Source organism: Vibrio sp. L5-1, assembly GCF_021728315.1.
In the GTDB taxonomy this organism is placed as follows: Bacteria; Pseudomonadota; Gammaproteobacteria; order Enterobacterales; family Vibrionaceae; genus Vibrio; species Vibrio splendidus_K.
Genome location: NZ_JAKKCQ010000004.1, coordinates 84,968 through 103,769 on the forward strand (window position 1 = coordinate 84,968; position 18,802 = coordinate 103,769).

19 protein-coding genes are annotated in these 18,802 nt (G+C 45.0%); 14 read left to right on the plus strand and 5 right to left on the minus strand.

The genetic code is table 11. From position 1 onward, the window contains the following. Positions 1–76 precede the first annotated feature (76 nt). From L3V35_RS16670 to luxS, 9 genes are all read left to right on the plus strand, one after another. Positions 77–334, plus strand: a complete 258-nt coding sequence (locus L3V35_RS16670) for an oxaloacetate decarboxylase subunit gamma (RefSeq protein ID WP_010435831.1) — start codon at positions 77–79, stop codon at positions 332–334. Positions 335–365: 31 nt separating this feature from the next. Continuing rightward, the gene (oadA, locus tag L3V35_RS16675; RefSeq protein ID WP_237300304.1) at positions 366–2,147 is read left to right on the plus strand and encodes a sodium-extruding oxaloacetate decarboxylase subunit alpha; all 1,782 of its coding nucleotides are present in this window, start codon (positions 366–368) and stop codon (positions 2,145–2,147) included. A 9-nt stretch (positions 2,148–2,156) separates the two neighbouring features. After that, positions 2,157–3,287 carry a sodium ion-translocating decarboxylase subunit beta gene (locus tag L3V35_RS16680; RefSeq protein ID WP_004735495.1) on the plus strand — a complete coding sequence of 377 codons (1,131 nt, stop codon included), beginning with the start codon at positions 2,157–2,159 and terminating at the stop codon, positions 3,285–3,287. A 163-nt stretch (positions 3,288–3,450) separates the two neighbouring features. Beyond that, positions 3,451–4,404 carry an NADP-dependent oxidoreductase gene (locus tag L3V35_RS16685; RefSeq protein WP_004735496.1) on the plus strand — a complete coding sequence of 318 codons (954 nt, stop codon included), beginning with the start codon at positions 3,451–3,453 and terminating at the stop codon, positions 4,402–4,404. 6 nt (positions 4,405–4,410) lie between these two features. After that, positions 4,411–4,872, plus strand: coding sequence for a YqaA family protein (locus tag L3V35_RS16690; RefSeq protein ID WP_004735497.1), 462 nt, complete (start codon positions 4,411–4,413; stop codon positions 4,870–4,872). A 9-nt stretch (positions 4,873–4,881) separates the two neighbouring features. Beyond that, the gene (locus L3V35_RS16695; protein WP_237300305.1) at positions 4,882–7,740 is read left to right on the plus strand and encodes a pitrilysin family protein; all 2,859 of its coding nucleotides are present in this window, start codon (positions 4,882–4,884) and stop codon (positions 7,738–7,740) included. A gap of 98 nt (positions 7,741–7,838) precedes the next feature. Continuing rightward, the gene (gene gshA, locus L3V35_RS16700; RefSeq protein WP_102448381.1) at positions 7,839–9,407 is read left to right on the plus strand and encodes a glutamate--cysteine ligase; all 1,569 of its coding nucleotides are present in this window, start codon (positions 7,839–7,841) and stop codon (positions 9,405–9,407) included. A gap of 10 nt (positions 9,408–9,417) precedes the next feature. After that, complete coding sequence (locus tag L3V35_RS16705) at positions 9,418–10,068, plus strand: hypothetical protein (RefSeq protein ID WP_054547482.1); 651 nt, start codon at positions 9,418–9,420, stop codon at positions 10,066–10,068. A 24-nt stretch (positions 10,069–10,092) separates the two neighbouring features. Continuing rightward, positions 10,093–10,611: an S-ribosylhomocysteine lyase gene (gene luxS / locus L3V35_RS16710; protein WP_017079953.1), complete on the plus strand. Its 519-nt coding sequence runs from the start codon at positions 10,093–10,095 to the stop codon at positions 10,609–10,611. Positions 10,612–10,799: 188 nt separating this feature from the next. Here luxS and L3V35_RS16715 read toward each other — a convergent pair whose 3' ends face one another. Next, positions 10,800–12,071, minus strand: a complete 1,272-nt coding sequence (locus tag L3V35_RS16715; protein WP_004735502.1) for a CNNM domain-containing protein — start codon at positions 12,069–12,071, stop codon at positions 10,800–10,802. Positions 12,072–12,198: 127 nt separating this feature from the next. Further along, positions 12,199–12,993 carry an inner membrane protein YpjD gene (locus L3V35_RS16720; protein WP_017079954.1) on the minus strand — a complete coding sequence of 265 codons (795 nt, stop codon included), beginning with the start codon at positions 12,991–12,993 and terminating at the stop codon, positions 12,199–12,201. 200 nt (positions 12,994–13,193) lie between these two features. Here L3V35_RS16720 and ffh point away from each other — a divergent pair, with 200 nt between their 5' ends. The 5 genes from ffh (at position 13,194) to rplS (ending at position 16,808) form a co-directional block, all read left to right on the plus strand. Then, positions 13,194–14,588 (plus strand): signal recognition particle protein, encoded by a 1,395-nt coding sequence (ffh, locus tag L3V35_RS16725; RefSeq protein ID WP_004735506.1) that lies wholly within the window; start codon positions 13,194–13,196, stop codon positions 14,586–14,588. A 212-nt stretch (positions 14,589–14,800) separates the two neighbouring features. Further along, positions 14,801–15,049, plus strand: coding sequence for a 30S ribosomal protein S16 (rpsP, locus tag L3V35_RS16730; RefSeq protein WP_004735508.1), 249 nt, complete (start codon positions 14,801–14,803; stop codon positions 15,047–15,049). 24 nt (positions 15,050–15,073) lie between these two features. After that, complete coding sequence (gene rimM, locus L3V35_RS16735) at positions 15,074–15,628, plus strand: ribosome maturation factor RimM (RefSeq protein ID WP_004735510.1); 555 nt, start codon at positions 15,074–15,076, stop codon at positions 15,626–15,628. A 26-nt stretch (positions 15,629–15,654) separates the two neighbouring features. Next, positions 15,655–16,395, plus strand: a complete 741-nt coding sequence (trmD, locus tag L3V35_RS16740) for a tRNA (guanosine(37)-N1)-methyltransferase TrmD (RefSeq protein ID WP_004735512.1) — start codon at positions 15,655–15,657, stop codon at positions 16,393–16,395. Positions 16,396–16,454: 59 nt separating this feature from the next. Further along, entirely contained in the window at positions 16,455–16,808 is a 354-nt protein-coding gene (rplS, locus tag L3V35_RS16745) for a 50S ribosomal protein L19 (RefSeq protein ID WP_004735514.1), read from the plus strand. 332 nt (positions 16,809–17,140) lie between these two features. Here the strand turns inward: rplS and yacG are convergent, their stop codons facing one another. From yacG to coaE, 3 genes are all read right to left on the minus strand, one after another. Continuing rightward, positions 17,141–17,338 (minus strand): DNA gyrase inhibitor YacG, encoded by a 198-nt coding sequence (gene yacG, locus L3V35_RS16750; RefSeq protein WP_004735515.1) that lies wholly within the window; start codon positions 17,336–17,338, stop codon positions 17,141–17,143. Positions 17,339–17,419: 81 nt separating this feature from the next. Further along, entirely contained in the window at positions 17,420–18,160 is a 741-nt protein-coding gene (gene zapD, locus L3V35_RS16755; RefSeq protein WP_017087400.1) for a cell division protein ZapD, read from the minus strand. Positions 18,161–18,186: 26 nt separating this feature from the next. After that, on the minus strand, positions 18,187–18,801 hold the full coding sequence (gene coaE, locus L3V35_RS16760) for a dephospho-CoA kinase (protein WP_054547484.1): 615 nt from the start codon (positions 18,799–18,801) through the stop codon (positions 18,187–18,189). Position 18,802 lies beyond the last annotated feature (1 nt).

Here is an 18,802-nt window from a genome sequence, read left to right on the forward strand (position 1 = left end):
GAGATAATCCATGGGTCGGGATCACTATTCGCTGAAATCCTGCACGTATGTCAGGATGACGAAGAAAGGAAGCAACATGACTAATATTGGAAGCCTGCTAGGAGATGCGGCGACTCTAATGATAACGGGGATGTCCGTTGTCTTTATTTTCCTAACTATTCTAGTTTACCTCGTTCGGTTGATGTCAAAACTGGTACCAGAAGAAGTACCAGAGCCGATCGCAGCACCTAAAAAAATTAAAAAATCACAATCAAACCCTTCAGCTGTTAGTCCACAGGTAGTGGCAGCAATTTCGGCCGCGGTTCATCAATACCGTGCGTCTACTGCTAAGTAGCATTTAAAGGATTAAAAAGGAGTTTATGAGCATGTCTAAACCACTAGCTATCACAGATGTGGTACTTCGTGACGCGCACCAGTCACTATTTGCTACTCGTATGCGTATCGAAGATATGCTGCCAATTGCGGCAGAACTGGATAAAGTCGGTTACTGGTCTTTAGAGACTTGGGGCGGCGCAACGTTTGATTCGTGTATTCGTTTTCTAGGAGAAGATCCGTGGGAGCGTTTGCGTGAGCTGAAAAAAGCGATGCCAAACACACCAATGCAGATGCTACTGCGTGGTCAAAATTTATTGGGTTACCGTCACTACGCGGATGATGTAGTAGAGAAATTTGTTGAACGTGCCCATAAGAACGGCATGGACGTATTCCGTATTTTTGATGCGATGAATGACGTACGTAACTTTGAAACAGCAGTGAAAGCAACGATTGATGTTGGTGGTCACGCTCAAGGTACGTTGTCTTACACAACCAGTCCGGTTCACAACTCAGATACTTGGGTTGATTTGGCTAAACGCCTAGAGGATCTAGGTTGTCACTCACTATGTATCAAAGATATGTCAGGTTTATTAAAGCCGTATGAAGCGGAAGAGCTGATTACACGTATCAAAGCATCGTGTGACGTTCCTCTAGCGTTGCATAGCCACGCGACAACCGGTCTATCGACAGCAACAGCGGTTAAAGCCGTTGAAGCGGGTATCGATATTCTAGACACCGCTATTTCTTCAATGAGCTGTACTTACGGTCACACGCCAACCGAAACGGTTGTTGCGATGTTAGAAGGTACAGAGCGTGATACCAATCTTAAGCTTGATCAGATCGAACCCATCGCGGCTTACTTCCGTGATGTACGTAAAAAGTACGCGAAATGGGAAGGTCAGCTAAAAGGTGTTGATTCACGTATCTTGATTGCTCAGGTTCCTGGCGGCATGTTAACCAACATGGAAGGTCAGCTTAAAGAGCAAGGCGCAGCCGATCGTATGGACGAAGTGCTCGAAGAGATCCCTCGTGTACGCAAAGAGCTGGGTTACATTCCTTTGGTAACACCTACTTCTCAGATTGTTGGTACTCAAGCGGTTATCAACGTTCTAACGGGTGAGCGCTACAAGAGCATCACTAAAGAGACTGCTGGTCTACTGAAAGGTGAATATGGTCAAGCGCCTGCTGAGGTTGATGCTGAACTGCAAGCGAAAGTGTTAGATGGTGCAGAGCCAATCACGTGTCGTCCTGCTGATTTACTTAAGTCTGAAATGGATACGTTAACGACAGACCTTTTAGAAAAAGCGAAATCAGATGGCATTTCACTCGCTGAAGATACCGTTGATGATGTACTGACATACGCACTTTTCCCACAAGTCGGCCTTAAGTTCCTTAAGAACCGTCGTAACCCTGAAGCATTTGAACCTGCACCAACTGCAGAAACGGCAGCTCCTGTTGCGGCACCACAGCCTGTTGCAGGCAGCATTGAAAGCTACAGCGTGAAGGTTGATGGTCAAGTTTATGATGTTGAAGTCGGGCCACAAGGCGAACTCACATCAGTATCTCCATCAGCTAAGCCAGCACAAGGGGCTCAAGCTGCACCTGCAGCGGCTTCTGATGCAGAAGCAGTTCCAGCTCCATTAGCAGGCAACATCTTTAAAGTTATCGTTCAGCCAGGTGTTGAAGTGGCTGAAGGCGATGTGCTACTGATCTTGGAAGCGATGAAGATGGAAACGGAAGTTCGTGCTGCTCGTGGTGGTATCGTTCAGGAATTGAATGTTAAAGAAGGCGATGCAGTTACTGTAGGCGCTCCACTACTAAGCTTAGCGTAAGGGAGTACCATGGAAGGATTGATGACCTTATGGTCTGAAACAGGGATTGCTAACTTTGAGTTCGGCCAGATTTGTATGATGCTGGTCGGTTGCTTATTGTTGTTTTTGGCAATTCGTAAAGGGTTTGAACCGTTACTTTTATTACCGATTGGTTTTGGTGCTGTATTAGCAAATATTCCAAATGCTGGGTTTACTGATCCCGGTGGTTTGCTTTACTACGTTTACTACATTGGTATTGAAACGGGTATTTTCCCACTGCTGATCTTTATGGGTGTTGGTGCAATGACGGACTTCGGTGCGTTGATTGCTAACCCTAAAACGTTATGGCTAGGGGCTGCGGCTCAGTTTGGTATCTTCGCAACGCTATTTGGTGCGATCTTGCTGAACTATGTTCCAGGAATGGAATTCTCAATGGCAGATGCTTCGTCAATTGCGATCATTGGTGGTGCCGATGGCCCAACCGCGATCTTCTTGGCGAGTAAGTTATCTCCTGACCTACTAGGTGCCATTGCAGTTGCGGCTTACAGCTACATGGCTTTAGTTCCTATTATTCAGCCACCTATCATGAAAGCACTAACGACGCCGGAAGAACGCAAGATTAAGATGGCGCAGTTACGTCACGTTGGTAAAGCCGAGAAGATCCTTTTCCCGCTTGCTGTACTACTGATGACGATTCTGTTCCTACCTTCAGCAACACCTCTAGTAGGTATGTTCTGCTTGGGTAACTTAATGCGTGAAGCGGGTGTGGTTGATCGCCTTTCAAAAACAGCTCAAAACGAATTGATTAACGTCGTAACTATTTTCCTAGGCCTAGGTGTTGGTTCTAAGCTTCAAGCGGACACGTTCTTGAACTTAGAGACGCTGGGTATTTTAGGTTTAGGTGCGGTGGCGTTCAGTATTGGTACGGCGGGTGGCGTGTTAATGGCGAAGTTGCTTAATCGCTTCTCTAAAGAAGACATCAACCCATTGATTGGCGCGGCCGGTGTATCAGCGGTTCCGATGGCGGCTCGTGTTGTAAACAAGGTTGGTCTTGAGGCAAACCCTCAAAACTTCTTGTTGATGCATGCGATGGGCCCGAACGTGGCAGGTGTACTTGGTAGTGCGGTTGCGGCGGGTATTCTATTAGCTCTAGTGGGTTAGTAGGTCACGTATCGTTACGTTAATTGGTCGTCAATTTACGAATGAGCGGTTAACTTAGCCTTATTAAATGGTTTATAGTCAAAGGGATGCTTTCGCATCCCTTTCTTTTTATCAATTAGGGTGCTTGCTCATTAGGGCTTTTATCAATCAAGGAAATGTGGAAATGGAAAATAAACAGATAGCGATTACTCAATTCGGCGGTGTCGAAAACCTCAGTATTCAAACCCGTGCTATTCCTGAGCCTAAGGCTGGAGAAGTGGTGGTTAAAGTTTCCTTTTCGGGCATTAATCCGATTGATGTTAAAACCCGTGCAGGTCTAGGTTGGGCTGCAGCCCAGAATAAAGATAACCTGCCTTGGGTTCCAGGTTATGACATTTCAGGGCAAATTGTCACCCTAGGCGAACAGGCAGAGCGTTTTACTGTTGGTGATAACGTTGCCGGCTTTATTGGTTTCCCACTGCAAGGTGGCGGTTACAGCCAATATGTGTGTGTCCCAGAAGCGGCATTAAGCATGGTTCCTGATTCGGTGACTCTAGAAGCGGCTGCGGCATTACCATTAGCCAGTCAAACAGCAGCCCAAGCGCTCAACAAAGCTGAAGTGAAAGAGGGCGATCGCGTACTTATCTTGGCGGGCGCAGGCGGCGTTGGTCATCTAGCGGTTCAAATCGCCGTGGCAGCGAAAGCCGAGGTTTACACAACTTGTAGTGAAGCGAATCTTGATTACTTAGCAACGTTAGGCGCTCATGCGATTAACTATAAATTTGCGCCAGCATCGGAAAGAGTCTCTGATGTCGATGTGCTGATTGATTTGGTTGGTGGCGATACCGCTCTCGATGCGTTGAAGTGCCTAAAAGATGGCGCAAGAGTGGTGACAGTCCCAACTTTATCTGCTGAATTGATCTGCGAAAAAGCAACATTATTAGGCTTTACTGCATCAGGCATGCTGGTTGAACCAAACCCAGAGCAAATGGACACTATGTTGTACATGGTCAGTGTCGGATTGCTCAAAACAGAAATTCAAGGTATCTACCAGTTAGACGAAGCGCAGTCAGCTCATTTACAGGTTGAAACCGGACATACCAGAGGCAAGGTACTACTTAAAATGCAAGAAGGTTGATATGCAGTGCTAGAGTTTTTTAATTCTCTGTTTGAAAACATAGCGCTGTGGTTCTCTGACTCGGCGCTGTGGGTACTCTTTATTAGTGGCTTCTTGAGTGCCACGTTGCTGCCCGGCGGTTCAGAAGCAAGTCTGGTTGCTGCATTGAGCTTAGATCAGTTCTCAACATCATCGATCATTTTGCTGGCGACACTTGGTAATACCTTAGGTGGCCTGACCAACTATTGGATTGGTTTGTGGTTGCCTAATCGAACTCAATCTGAAAAGCATGGTCATAAGGCTATGGCTTGGCTGAGCCGTTATGGTTACTGGACATTGTTATTCAGTTGGTTACCGATCATTGGTGATCCTTTATGTCTGGCTGCGGGTTGGCTGAGAATGAAATTTATCCCTAGCGTTATTTTGATAGCGATTGGCAAAGCCGCTCGCTACAGCTTACTTGCTGCTATCTACTTCGGTTTTTTCTAAGGAGAACCTATGAAAAAGGTTTTACTTGGTACATTTTCTCTTATCGCCATCGCTGGCTGTTCTTACAATGTACCTAGCTCAACACCCTTCTTTTCCTCGTTACCGGAAGGCGTCACTCTGTTAGAAGAGGTTAAGCCTTCTAAAGATAAAGTCGTGATTCCTTATGCGAAGTATCAGCTTGAAAACGGCTTGACCGTTATTCTTTCTCCTGATGATTCTGATCCACTTGTTCATGTTGATGTGACCTATCATGTGGGTTCTGCTCGTGAACAGATTGGCAAATCAGGCTTTGCTCACTTCTTTGAACACATGATGTTCCAAGGCTCAGAGAACGTCGGTGATCAACAGCACTTCAAGATTATTACCGAAGCGGGTGGTTCGTTAAATGGCACCACCAACCGTGACCGAACTAATTACTTTGAAACCGTTCCTTCTAACCAACTCGAAAAAATGTTGTGGTTAGAATCGGACAGAATGGGTTTCTTGTTAGATGCGGTTTCTCAGAAGAAATTTGAAGTGCAAAGAGGTACGGTTAAGAACGAGCGAGCGCAAAGCTACGAAAATCGTCCTTATGGCTTAATGTGGGAACGCATGGGTGAAGCGCTTTACCCTGAAGGTCACCCGTACTCGTGGCAACCAATTGGTTATGTGGAAGACTTAGACCGTGTTGATGTGAATGATCTTAAGGCATTTTTCTTACGTTGGTATGGTCCAAACAATGCCGTGTTAACGATCGGTGGTGATATCGACGTTGATGACACGCTAGAGTGGGTTAACAAGTACTTTGGCCCTATCCCTCAAGGACCTGAAGTTAAGGCGGCAGAGAAGCAACCTGCAGTGCTGACTGAAGACAAGTACATCACCTTAAAAGATAATATTCGTCAGCCGATGGTGCTAGTTGGATGGCCAACAACGTATCGTGGTGAAGAGACGCAGGTTTCATTGAATGCACTGTCCAACGTGTTAGGTTCTGGCACCAACAGTTACCTGTATCAAAACCTCGTAAAAACGCAAAAAGCGGTGAGCGCAGGATCTTTCCATGATTGTGCTGAGCTTGCATGTACCATGTATGTGTATGCGATGGGTAATTCAGGTGAAAAAGGTGATTTGACGGTTCTAAACAAAGAGCTGATGGATACCTTAGATCAATTCTCGAAAGAGGGCGTTGAACAAGCGCGTTTAGACCAGATCACTGGTATGGCAGAAGCGGATGCAGTTTTTGCACTACAAAGTGTTAAAGGCAAGGTTTCGCAGCTCGCGTCTAACCAAACCTTCTATGGTCAGCCGGATCGCATTGAGTCACAACTCGATCAAATTCGAGCGGTTACTCCAGAAAGCGTAAGCAAGGCATACCAAGATTTCATCGAAGGCAAGCACAAGGTTACCTTGAGTGTGGTTCCTAAGAAAAAACTCGATTTAGCGGTTCGTGAGGCCACCTTTACCACACCTGTACGTACCCTTCCTGAATACAGCAAGGTGACGGAAGACCAACTGGATTTCAGAAAGGCGCCAAACACATTTGATCGCAGCGTGATGCCAGAAGTGAACTTTGGTGTTGAAGCGACCATGCCTGAGTTGTATCGCATGCACTTTACGAACGGTACTGACTTGATTGGTACCGTGACCAGTGAAACGCCGACAGTACAGCTACAAATTCAACTGCCTGCAGGCGAACGCTATGTTCGTAAAGGGCAAGAAGGCTTAGCGAACCTAACGGCTTCGATGATGGAAGAGGGGTCGACTAAACGAACGGTTGAAGAACTACAGGCGACCTTAGATAAGCTTGGCAGTAGCGTTAGCATTGGCGCAGGTAGTTATACCACGGATATCTCGGTTTCAACGCTAGAGAAAAACCTGCCTCAAACCTTAGCGATCGTACAAGAGGTTTTGTTTGAGCCTAAGTTTGATGAGCAAGACTTCGAACGCGTGAAGAAGCAGATGCTTGAAGGTGTTGTTTATCAGCATCAACAACCAAGCTGGATGGCTTCTCAAGCCACACGTGAAGTTTTGTTTGGCAACAGCATCTTTGGTCGAGCGAGTGATGGTACTAAGGCCTCTTTAGAATCGTTAACCTTAGACGATGTAAAACTGTTTTACAGTCAGCACTATACTCCTGAGGGGGCTAATATTGTTATTGTAGGCGACATCTCGAAGAAAGAGGTCAGCAAGCAGCTTCAATTCTTCGAACAATGGCAAGGCGATGCGGCACCACTAACGCGTCCGCAGATCATCAAAGAGCTTTCAGGGCAACGTTTGTACCTAGTGGATAAGCCAGGAGCACCACAGAGCATCGTTCGTTTAGTGCGTAAAGGTTTACCTTTCGACGCGACTGGTGAGTTGTATTTGAGCCAGTTGGCTAACTTTAATTTAGCGGGTAACTTCAATAGCCGTATCAACCAGAATTTACGTGAAGATAAAGCCTACACTTACGGTGCGAGCGGTTACTTCGCCAGCACGCGTGAAACTGGTGCGGTAGTATTTAGTGCTCAAGTGAGAGCCAATGCGACGGTTCCATCGATTCAAGAGTTTATCGCCGAGCTAAATGAATTTAGTCAGAGTGGATTAACTGACGAAGAGGTGAAATTTATGCGCCTTGCCGTCGGTCAACAAGATGCGCTTAAATACGAAACACCAAGTCAAAAGGCTGGTTTGTTGAGTAATATTGTCGCATTGAGCCTAGATGAAGATTACCTACAACAACGTAATCAGATAGTTGAAACCGTCTCAAAAGAGACCTTAAACGAGCTATCGAAGAAATGGTTTGACCCGAATGATTATCAAATAATCGTTGTTGGCGATGCGACTTCGCTTCGTCCTCAATTAGAAAAGTTAGATATTCCAATAGAAGAGCTTGAAATCATTCGTTAGAGTACACATTAAAGGGGAGGGAATAGACTCTACTTTTCTCCTCCAACCTAATTTATGATAGTTCTAATCAGAACGATATAAGATAAGTGAACTGAATTTTGACTGATTTTGCTGCGCGACTAAAGCAAGTTGCAACCAACCCTAAGACCTTCTCTCAATTTGGTCGTGGTGTTGAAAGGGAAACGTTACGCTACACGGAAGATGGGCATCTTGCGACTGGGCCGCACCCAAAGGCTTTGGGATCTGCGTTGATGAACGGATGGGTAACGACCGATTTTTCTGAGTCGCTACTGGAGTTTATTACGCCTGTTTCTAACGACGTTCCGACGCTTTTGAATCAGTTGTCTGATATCCACCATTTCACTCAAACCAAGTTAGATGGCGAAAAGATGTGGCCGCTTTCTATGCCTTGTTACGTAGGCAGTGAAGATTACATTCAGCTAGCGCAATACGGCACCTCTAACAACGGCAAAATGAAGACGCTATATCGTGAAGGCCTAAAGCGCCGTTACGGTAGCCTGATGCAGATTATTTCTGGTGTTCACTTCAACTTCTCTTTCCCAGAAAGTTTTTGGGATAGCCTGTTTGGAGAGCAAACAGAAGAAACGCGTTGTGAAGCTAAGTCAGATGCGTACTTTGGTTTGATTCGTAATTATTACCGTTTTGGTTGGTTAATCCCATATTTCTTCGGTGCTTCACCTGCACTATGTCCTTCTTTTATCAAAGGAAGAGAGACAAAGCTACCTTTTGAAAAGGTTGGCGAGACACTGTATCTGCCAAAAGCAACGGCACTTCGCCTGAGTGATCTTGGCTACACCAATAGTGCTCAAAGCGTATTAAAGATTGGCTTCAACAGCCTAGACCAGTACCTTGAAGGTCTGAACCAAGCGATTCGCACGCCATCAGAAGAGTTTGCTGAGATTGGCACTAAGGTTGATGGTGAATACCGTCAATTGAATAGTAACGTTCTTCAAATCGAGAACGAGCTTTATGCGCCAATTCGTCCTAAGCGCGTGGCGAAAAGTGGTGAAAAACCATCGGAAGCACTGGCTCGTGCTGGTGTTGAGTACATTGAGGTTCGTTCTTTGGACGTAAACCCATTCAGCTCAATTGGTATCAATGAGCAACAAGTTCGCTTCCTCGATCTATTCTTAACTTGGAGTGTTCTATCTGACTCTGCTGAGATGGATAACTGCGAACTTGAATGCTGGCGCGATAACTGGAACAAGGTGATCTTAGAAGGTCGTCAGGTTGGTTTAGAACTCAAGATTGGTTGTGATGGCGAGAGACTGTCTCTGCAAGATTGGGCTAAACGCGTATTCAAAGATCTTCGTGTTATCGCTGAGTTGATGGATGCTGAGCAAGGTGGTCGTGCATACCAAGAAACGTGCGATACGCTTGAAACTTGGATCGATAACCCAGAGCTGACTATTTCTGGCCAGTTGCTAGAAGAGACCAAAAAATTAGGTGGCTTGGGTAAAGTAGGTTGTGCGTTAGGAAAAACGTACGCTCAGCAACACAAAGCACACCAATATAAAGTTTACTCAGCTGAGTTGATGGAAGCGGAAGTTCAACGCTCTGTGATTGCTCAGCAACAAAGTGAAGAAGCAAGCACTCAAGATTTTGACAGCTTCTTAACGGATTATTTTTCGTATTTAAAAGCATAGCGAGACTTTGGTGGAAAGGAAGCAAGCCTTATTAGGCCAGCCTAAACGCGTAAGTGGAAAATGGTTGCCAGTAGTGACTGTTGGTGTTGTCTCTAGCCTATTGGTTGGATGTGCAACGCCACCGCCAAAGCAGCAAGATAACTTGTGTAGCATCTTCAGAGAACACCCGTCGTGGTATGAAGATGCTCTCGATATGCAAGAAGAGTGGGGCACGCCGATCAATGTAGCGATGGCTTTTGTGAAACAAGAGAGTAGCTATCGTCATGATGCACGCCCACCTAAAGATTACATTCTTGGCTTTATTCCGTGGGGACGCGTGAGCAGTGCCTACGGATATGCACAAGCTCAAGACCCTGCTTGGGAAGACTTCCAAAAGGCGACCAATAACGGTGGTTCAAGAACCAACTTTGATGATGCATTGATGTTCATCGGTTGGTACACCAGCGAGACGCGTCGTCAGTTAGGGGTTTCACTTTGGGACCCATATAACCAGTACTTGGCTTATCATGAAGGTCGTGGTGGTTATAAGCGCAAGTCATACAATAGCAAACCATCGTTGATTAAGGTGGCGCGCAAAGTCGAACAGCAAGCAAAAGATTATGGATGGCAGCTTAAACAGTGTCGTAAAGAACTAGAAGACAATAGAAGTTGGTTTTTCTAAAGCCAACCGTCACGGAGAAGAGCAATGCCTTTATTAGATAGTTTCACTGTTGATCACACGCGCATGAACGCACCTGCAGTTCGTGTAGCTAAAACAATGCAAACCCCAAAAGGGGATACCATCACTGTGTTTGACCTGCGTTTTACTGCGCCAAACAAAGACATCCTATCTGAGAAAGGGATCCATACTCTAGAGCACTTATACGCAGGATTTATGCGTAATCAATTGAACGGTTCGGATGTGGAGATCATCGATATTTCACCGATGGGCTGTCGTACTGGTTTCTACATGAGCCTAATTGGTACGCCTTCAGAGCAGCAAGTGGCAGACGGTTGGTTGGCTGCAATGCAAGATGTGCTGAAAGTTGAGAATCAAAATAAGATCCCTGAGCTGAACGAGTATCAATGTGGTACTGCGGCAATGCACTCTTTGGATGAAGCTAAAGATATCGCTAATGCGATCATCGCTGCCGGTATCTCTGTAAACAAAAATGATGAACTGGCATTGCCAGAGTCGATGCTTCAAGAGCTTAAGATCGACTAGTCATTGTTAGTTCACCTTGAATACGCTTTACTCTAGATACATTTCACTCTAGAGACAGAGCGAGTTAGATACTAAAAGGCCCGGTTCAATGAACCGGGCCTTTTTCGTCAACGTATTTTAGAGCTAGGCAGTTGTCGCATGTGAGCTTGTGATTACTCACTTAGTTATCCCAGTCCTGCAAACCACTTTTATCCGTTAACGATCTGCGGGAACACGCGAACGAGCTTGATACGGTTCTCTTCGAGTTCAACAATTTCCATTGGATGACTCGCAACCTGAACACTCAGGTGACTCTCAGGAATGTCTTCAAGGTGTTCCAGTATTAAACCATTAAGTGTTCTTGGGCCATTTGTAGGTAGTGTCCACTGCAAGCCTTTGTTTATGTCACGGATATTGGCGCTGCCTTCAATCAAGAAGCTGCCATCGCTTTGCGGTGTGATCTCTTCAGATAAGCTTGGTGCAATTGAGGTCGTAAACTCACCAACGATTTCTTCTAGAATATCTTCAAGGGTAACCAAGCCGTTGATATCGCCATACTCATCCACAATCAAACCGATGCGCTGTTTATTGCGCTGAAACTTAAGTAGTTGAATATTGAGTGGTGTCGCTTCAGGAATAAAGTAGATCTCATCCGCAGCACGCAGCAGTGTCTCTTTATTGAATTCGTTCTTTTCAAGCATCAAGCGGTAAGCTTCTCGTAACCTAAGCATACCAACCACTTCATCTATCTGGTCACGATATAACACAATACGACCATGAGGCGAGTGAGTTAATTGGCGAACGATAGATTTCCAGTCATCATTGATGTCGATGCCAGTGATTTCATTTCGAGGCACCATGATGTCGTTCACGGTCACGTGTTCTAAATCTAAAATAGACACCAACATATCTTGGTGGCGCTGAGGTATCAGGCTTCCCGCTTCATTTACCACGGTTCTCAGCTCTTCAGAGCTTAAGTGGTCGGTCGCATCGTGGCGGGCTTTGACGCCTAAGATACGAATAAAACCGTTGGTAATGAAGTTCACCAATATCACCAATGGTGACAGTACCTTCATCAGTATCATCAAAAGGATACTACTGGCGTAAGAGACACGTTCTGGAAACAGAGAAGCGATGGTTTTTGGGGTTACTTCGGCAAACACGAGGATCACGAGAGTCAGGACACCGGTAGCAATCGCTACGCCGATATCCCCGTAGATGCGCATACCAAGAATAGTCGCGATCGCAGACGCAAGAATATTGACGAGATTGTTGCCGATGAGAATAAGGCCGATCAATCTGTCTGGGCGGTTCAGAAGTTTTTCTACGCGTTTGGCACCTTTATGACCCGTATTGGCCAAGTGCTTTAAACGGTAGCGGTTCAAGGACATCATGCCCGTTTCGGAACCAGAGAAATAACCAGAAATTACAATGAGACACGCGAGTAGCGCAAATAAGATACCCGTTGATATGTCGTCCAAAACTATTCTTTTCCTATTTGTGTATCTTGATTAATTTATGACCGAACATGGTCGAGATGTCAATTGAATCTAACGGACTCAATATTTTAAAGGCAAGGTGTGTGAGACCTTGCCTTCATATTACAGACTAATTCAGGATGATTTCCTGAACGAAGCGGCTACCGAAGTAGGCTAGTGTGAGCATGCTGGCACCGGCAAGTGCGAACCAAGTGACTTTTTGTCCACGCCAACCTTTCTGATAGTGACCCCATAGAAGGATGGAGTAGATAACCCAAGCAATAAAAGACAATACAGCCTTGTGTGCTTTTCCTTGAGCAAACATATCTTGTACGAAGATAAGGCCTGTCAATAAAGTACCTGTTAATAAGCCATTACCGATCAGAATGATCTTGAAAAGCTGTCTTTCCACCATCATTAAAGGAGGTAGGTTCGGGTTTATCACTAACGCTTTTTTCTTTTTAAGTTTGTGATCTAGCCACGCAAGTTGCAGGGCGTATAGCGCACCGATAGTCAACGTCGCGTATGAGAACAAAGCCAAAGAGATGTGCAGTAGCAGCTTTGGGTCATTCTCTAGATGTTTAATGAACGTGCTTGAAAGAAAAGTGGCAGCCATTAGATTTAGAGCAGCGAAGCTATAAACAACCGGCAAGATGAACCACAAACGGGTTTTGAGCATCGCACCGCTCATGACCAAAGAGATGATTAAACTGATCAATGAAGCAACGTTCAAGATACTGAGGTTTTGGCCACTGGCATTAAAAATTAAATCGCCAAGCAACCAAGCATGGAAAGCTAAAGCAAGTAATGCGCTGATAAACACCGTTTTTACGCGGATTCCTGTTTGGTGCACGAGACCTGGAATGATCGTGGAAATCGCCATTGTATAAAGAAAGGCTGCTGCGATCGCAATAAGACTGTCCATGGTATCCATTTAAATGATTACTAATTGGCGAATTATACCTCGCATCGCTCTTTGGGGCTATGGTGAACCTCATTCAATTCCAAGTGAATAATGTCTCACATCACAAGCGTGGATGATTAACGCTCTACAACGGGTATGACTCTAATCCGCGCTAATGTATACTCACAGTAATAGTCGCAGTTTTGAGCGAAGAGAAAACTATGTTTGATAATTTAACGGATCGTCTATCCAAAACGCTGAAGAACATCAGCGGTAAAGGTCGTCTGACCGAAGACAATATAAAAGAGACGCTGCGTGAAGTACGTATGGCGCTACTTGAAGCCGACGTTGCACTGCCCGTTGTCCGCGATTTTGTTAAGCGCGTAAAAGAAGGCGCTGTGGGTGTTGAGGTTTCTAAATCTCTAACACCTGGTCAAGAATTTATTAAGATCGTTCAAGCTGAACTTGAAGCGGTGATGGGTGAGTCTAACGAGGCTCTTGACTTAGCAGCACAGCCGCCAGCCGTTATTTTAATGGCAGGTCTACAAGGTGCGGGTAAAACCACATCTGTAGGTAAGCTATCTAAGCTCCTGACTGAGCGTGACAAGAAGAAAGTTTTGGTTGTGTCTGCCGACGTTTACCGTCCAGCGGCGATCAAACAGCTTGAAACGTTAGCAAGCGATGTTGGCGTCGACTTCTTCCCATCTTCAGCTGATCAAAAGCCTCTTGATATTGCAAACGCTGCAATCGACCATGCGAAGAAGAAATTCTACGACGTGCTAATTGTCGATACTGCTGGTCGTTTGGCTATCGATGAAGAGATGATGGGCGAGATCAAAGAGCTTCATACTGCCATTAAACCAGTAGAGACTCTGTTCGTTGTTGATGCAATGACTGGTCAAGATGCTGCGAACACTGCAAAAGCTTTTGGTGATACGCTACCACTAACCGGTGTTATCTTGACGAAAGTTGATGGTGATGCGCGAGGTGGTGCTGCACTGTCTGTTCGTCATATCACTGGCAAGCCGATTAAATTCTTAGGTGTTGGTGAAAAGACTGACGCACTAGAACCATTCCACCCAGATCGTGTTGCTTCTCGTATCTTAGGTATGGGCGACGTACTGTCTCTTATTGAAGACCTACAGAAAAACGTTGATACCGAGAAAGCAGAGAAACTGGCTAAGAAGTTCAAAGAGAAGAAAGGCTTTGACCTTGAAGACTTCCGTGAGCAGCTTGGTCAGATGAAAAACATGGGCGGCATGATGGGCATGATGGATAAGCTTCCAGGTATGTCTCAGCTACCAGACAACGTTAAAGATAAAGTTGATGACAAGATGTTCAAGCAAATGGAAGCGATCATCAACTCTATGACAATGAAAGAACGCCAGCGTCCAGACCTAATCAAAGGCTCACGCAAAAAGCGTATTGCTGCAGGTTCTGGTACGCAGGTACAAGATGTAAACCGTATGCTTAAACAGTTCACTCAAATGCAGAAGATGATGAAGAAAATGCAGAAAGGTGGAATGAAAGGCATGATGCGCAACATGCAAGGCATGATGGGCGGCGGTGGAGGTATGGGCGGAATGGGTGGTGGTTTTAACCCGTTTGGTCGATAATTTACAAATGTAAGCTTTAGCTACGTTACTTTTCATAGTGTTAGCCGTGTCACAGAAAGTGTCCGGTTGCTATGTTGGTGAAAAAATAGCTAAAGCCCTTGCATTGCACCGGAATAAGAGTAAAATTCCGGGGCTTTAATTTGGCACGAGACCCCAAGCTATTTACTTATACTTGGGGTTAATTATTTTATTAAGAAAGCAAAGAGGACGACATGGTAACCATTCGTTTGGCACGTCACGGTGCAAAGAAGCGCCCATTTTATCAAATCGTAGTTGCGGATAGCCGTAACTCTGTAACTGGCCGTTTCATCGAGAAAGTAGGTTTCTTTAACCCTACTGCTCAAGGTCAAGAAGAAGGTCTACGTTTAGACCTAGATCGTGTTAACCACTGGGTTGGTCAAGGCGCATCTCTATCTGATCGTGTAGCTAAGCTAGTTAAAGACGCTCAAAAAGCGGCTTAATTCTTTTTTAAAGAGAAATAGCTTATGTCGATGAAGGGTAAAGAAACGATGAGCGAGCAAAATAATAGAATTGTCATGGGTAAACTTGGGTCTACCTATGGTATTCGTGGCTGGCTTAAAGTGTTCTCCTACACAGACAATGCTGAAAGCATATTTGATTACAGCCCTTGGTATTTAAACCAAAAGGGTAAGTGGGTTGAGTACAAAGTTGAGAGCTGGAAACGTCATGGCCAAGGTTATGTATGTAAGCTAGCGGGATTAGATGTTCGTGAAGACGCGCAACTGATGACTAACTTTGAAATTGCTATTGACCCTGCTTCGTTACCTGAATTGTCAGAAGATGAATTCTACTGGCGCGAATTGTTCGGTATGCAAGTTTTTACCACTAAAGGTTACGACCTTGGTGAGGTCACTGACCTATTAGAAACTGGCTCGAACGATGTTCTAGTAATTAAAGCAAATCTTAAAGATGCTTTTGGCCAAAAGGAACGGTTAGTACCGTACCTTGAAGAGCAAGTGATCAAGAAAGTTGATCGCGAAGCTCGCCGGATCGAAGTTGACTGGGATCCTGGATTCTAACTCCAAATTACAGAGCGAGAGAACACATGTGGGTTGGCATTATTAGCCTGTTTCCTGAAATGTTCCGTTCTGTTACTGATTTTGGAGTAACAGGTCAAGCGGTTAAAAAAGGTCTTTTATCTATTGAGACATGGAATCCTCGCGATTTCACTCATGATAAACATCGCACTGTTGATGATAGACCTTACGGTGGTGGTCCTGGCATGTTAATGATGGTTCAGCCTTTGCGCGATGCTATCCAAACTGCCAAGCAAGCAGCACCGGGAAAGACGAAAGTAATCTATCTTTCACCTCAAGGTCGTAAACTCGACCAGAAAGGTGTTGAAGAGTTGGCAACAAACGAGAACTTGCTTCTTATTTGTGGTCGCTATGAAGGGGTAGATGAGCGCATTATTCAATCTGAAGTCGACGAAGAATGGTCGATTGGAGATTTTGTGATGACGGGTGGCGAACTGCCAGCCATGACGTTGATTGATTCAGTCTCTCGGTTTGTTCCGGGTGTACTTGGAGATTTCGCTTCAGCAGAAGAAGATTCTTTTGCAAATGGTTTGCTAGATTGTCCCCATTATACGCGCCCTGAGGTGCTAGACGATAAAGATGTACCATCGGTACTCAAGTCTGGAAACCATAAGGACATTCGTCGCTGGCGATTAAAACAATCGTTGGGCCGAACTTGGCTAAGAAGACCAGAGCTCCTGGAAAACCTAGCTCTGACTGACGAACAGGAACAATTACTGGCTGAATTCATTAAAGAGCAACGCTCTTAAAGAAAAGCAAGCAGTAACCTATTAAATTTAGTATCAGTTTATTCTAGGAATTTATACAAATGAGCAACATCATCAAGGCTCTTGAAGAAGAGCAACTAAAATCAGACCTTCCTAAGTTCGCACCAGGTGACACTGTTGTAGTTCAGGTTAAGGTAAAAGAAGGTGACCGTGAGCGTCTACAGGCTTTCGAAGGCGTTGTAATCGCTATTCGTAACCGTGGTCTACACTCTGCATTCACAGTTCGTAAGATCTCGAACGGTGAAGGCGTAGAGCGTGCGTTCCAAACTCACTCTCCAATGGTTGATAGCATCGAAGTTAAACGCCGTGGTGCAGTACGTCGTGCCAAGTTGTACTACCTACGTGAGCGTTCTGGTAAGTCAGCTCGTATTAAAGAGAAGCTTACTAAGAAGTAATTCTTTTTGCATTCTATCGATAAAAGCGGAGCCATTTGGCTCCGCTTTTTTGTGTCTGCTATTTAGAGCTGAGTAGGAAGAAGAGCCTCAATTTGCTCGTTCCTCGCACTTGAGGATGACGGACTAAAACGAAACTCACATTTAACCGTCATTCCCTAGACTGACGAAGGAAGGAGTAGGGAATCTCTACTCATACCATTTACTGGCAATAAAAAAGGATTGACGTAAAACGTCAACCCTTCAAAATTTACTCGCTACTCGCTACTCGCTACTCGCTACTCGCTACTCGCTACTCGCTACTCGCTACTCGCTACTCGCTACTCGCTACTCGCTTAGTGCGGATCTTCCGACCAACCATCGCTATCTGACATGTCTGGTGCGCCAGCAATGCTGTTCTCTTCGTCTGCCCATTCACCGAAATCAATCATCTGACATTGCTTACTGCAAAACGGGCGGTGTGGGCTTTGTTCGCCCCATTCAACGTCGGCATTACATTGAGGGCATTTAACGATGGTGATTTTTTTCGACATAGTGATTCTTAATTAGAGGGTATTGTAAGAAAGAGTTTAGGCTCGAGTGAAGGCTCAAGCCAAACTATAAAAGGAAATTAATTAGCTGCAGACAGCCAATTCAAATTCGATGTCTTGAGTACAGGCTTGTCCTGTTTCAAAGCTCATGAACTTAACGGCAAAACGGTTTTTATGCCCGGAGATCATCGGGTAGGCACCGTATTGCATTGGAATAGAAAGGCGAAGGATATTCGCTTCATCAGCATCGCTCTGGAAGAAGCCAGCGCGAGCAATTTGCTCTTTAAAGTGACCAGTCTCTCTAGTGAGCTTTAACCATAGTGTTAGCGCTTCATACAAAGGCTGTAGGCTATCCATCCAAGCTTTGGCATCTCGCATTCTCTTATCGAGAGGAAGATGCAGCCAATAGTGCAGTGCGGGTAAATCAAAGCAGCATGAGCCACCTGGTAAGTTAAAGCGTTGACGTATAGCACTCAAGAAGCGATCTTCTTTAAGTGACTGCCCAAAACGCTCCGCCTGCATCAGTTCACGATAGATGTTGCTAATATCGTTGAGTAATGAAGTCAGCATCTCTTGATCGACACCTTCAACATCTAACCAGCTTTTGTAGGTTACACGCTGCTTCTCAATATCTTTTGCGAGTTCACTCTTGAGTTGGATCTGTTCAAAGATTTCAATCAGATCAAAGATGGAACGGAAAAAGAGTTGATACTGTTGAGCATCGGAAAATGTAGAAGACAAGTGCAGCTGCCTCAAGAGTGATTCAACTCTTAAGTAGATGCGTGTTTTCTCATTTAGAGGATGTTCAAATTTGTGGGTGATCATCGAGCAAACCTTCATTCAACATTATTCTATTCTGACCCATCTACAGTACTGATTGCCAGATACTTTTGATGTAAATCTGTGATTTGAGGCAAAAGTTCTTGGTTTTTAGTATGGTTTTTAATCACGTCATCTGCAACTGCTAAGCGTTGTTCTCTTGAAGCCTGTGATTTTAAAATTGATGCAACCTGTTCCTTAGAAACATTATCACGACTCATCGTACGCTCTATTTGCACTTCTGTTGGCACATCAACGATTAATACGCGATCGGCCATGCTTTGCATTTGGTTTTCAACCAATAGCGGTGCGACTAATAAACCATAAGGGGATGTGACTTTAGACAGGTCACTGTCAATTTTGTTACGGATCATGGGATGAAGCAGGTCATTGAGCCATTGTTTCTCTGTGGGATCCGAGAAGATTAACTCACGCAGCTTACTTCGGTTGAGTGCTCCATCTTCAAGTAAGATAGCCTCACCAAAATGGTCGGTAATCTGCTTTAAGCCGTCACTACCTACTGCGACGACTTCGCGTGCAACGATATCAGCATCGACAATATCAATATTAAAATGCTCATTGAAGAGGTTAGCAACGGTGGTTTTTCCACTAGCGATACCACCGCTTAATCCGATAATGATTGCCATG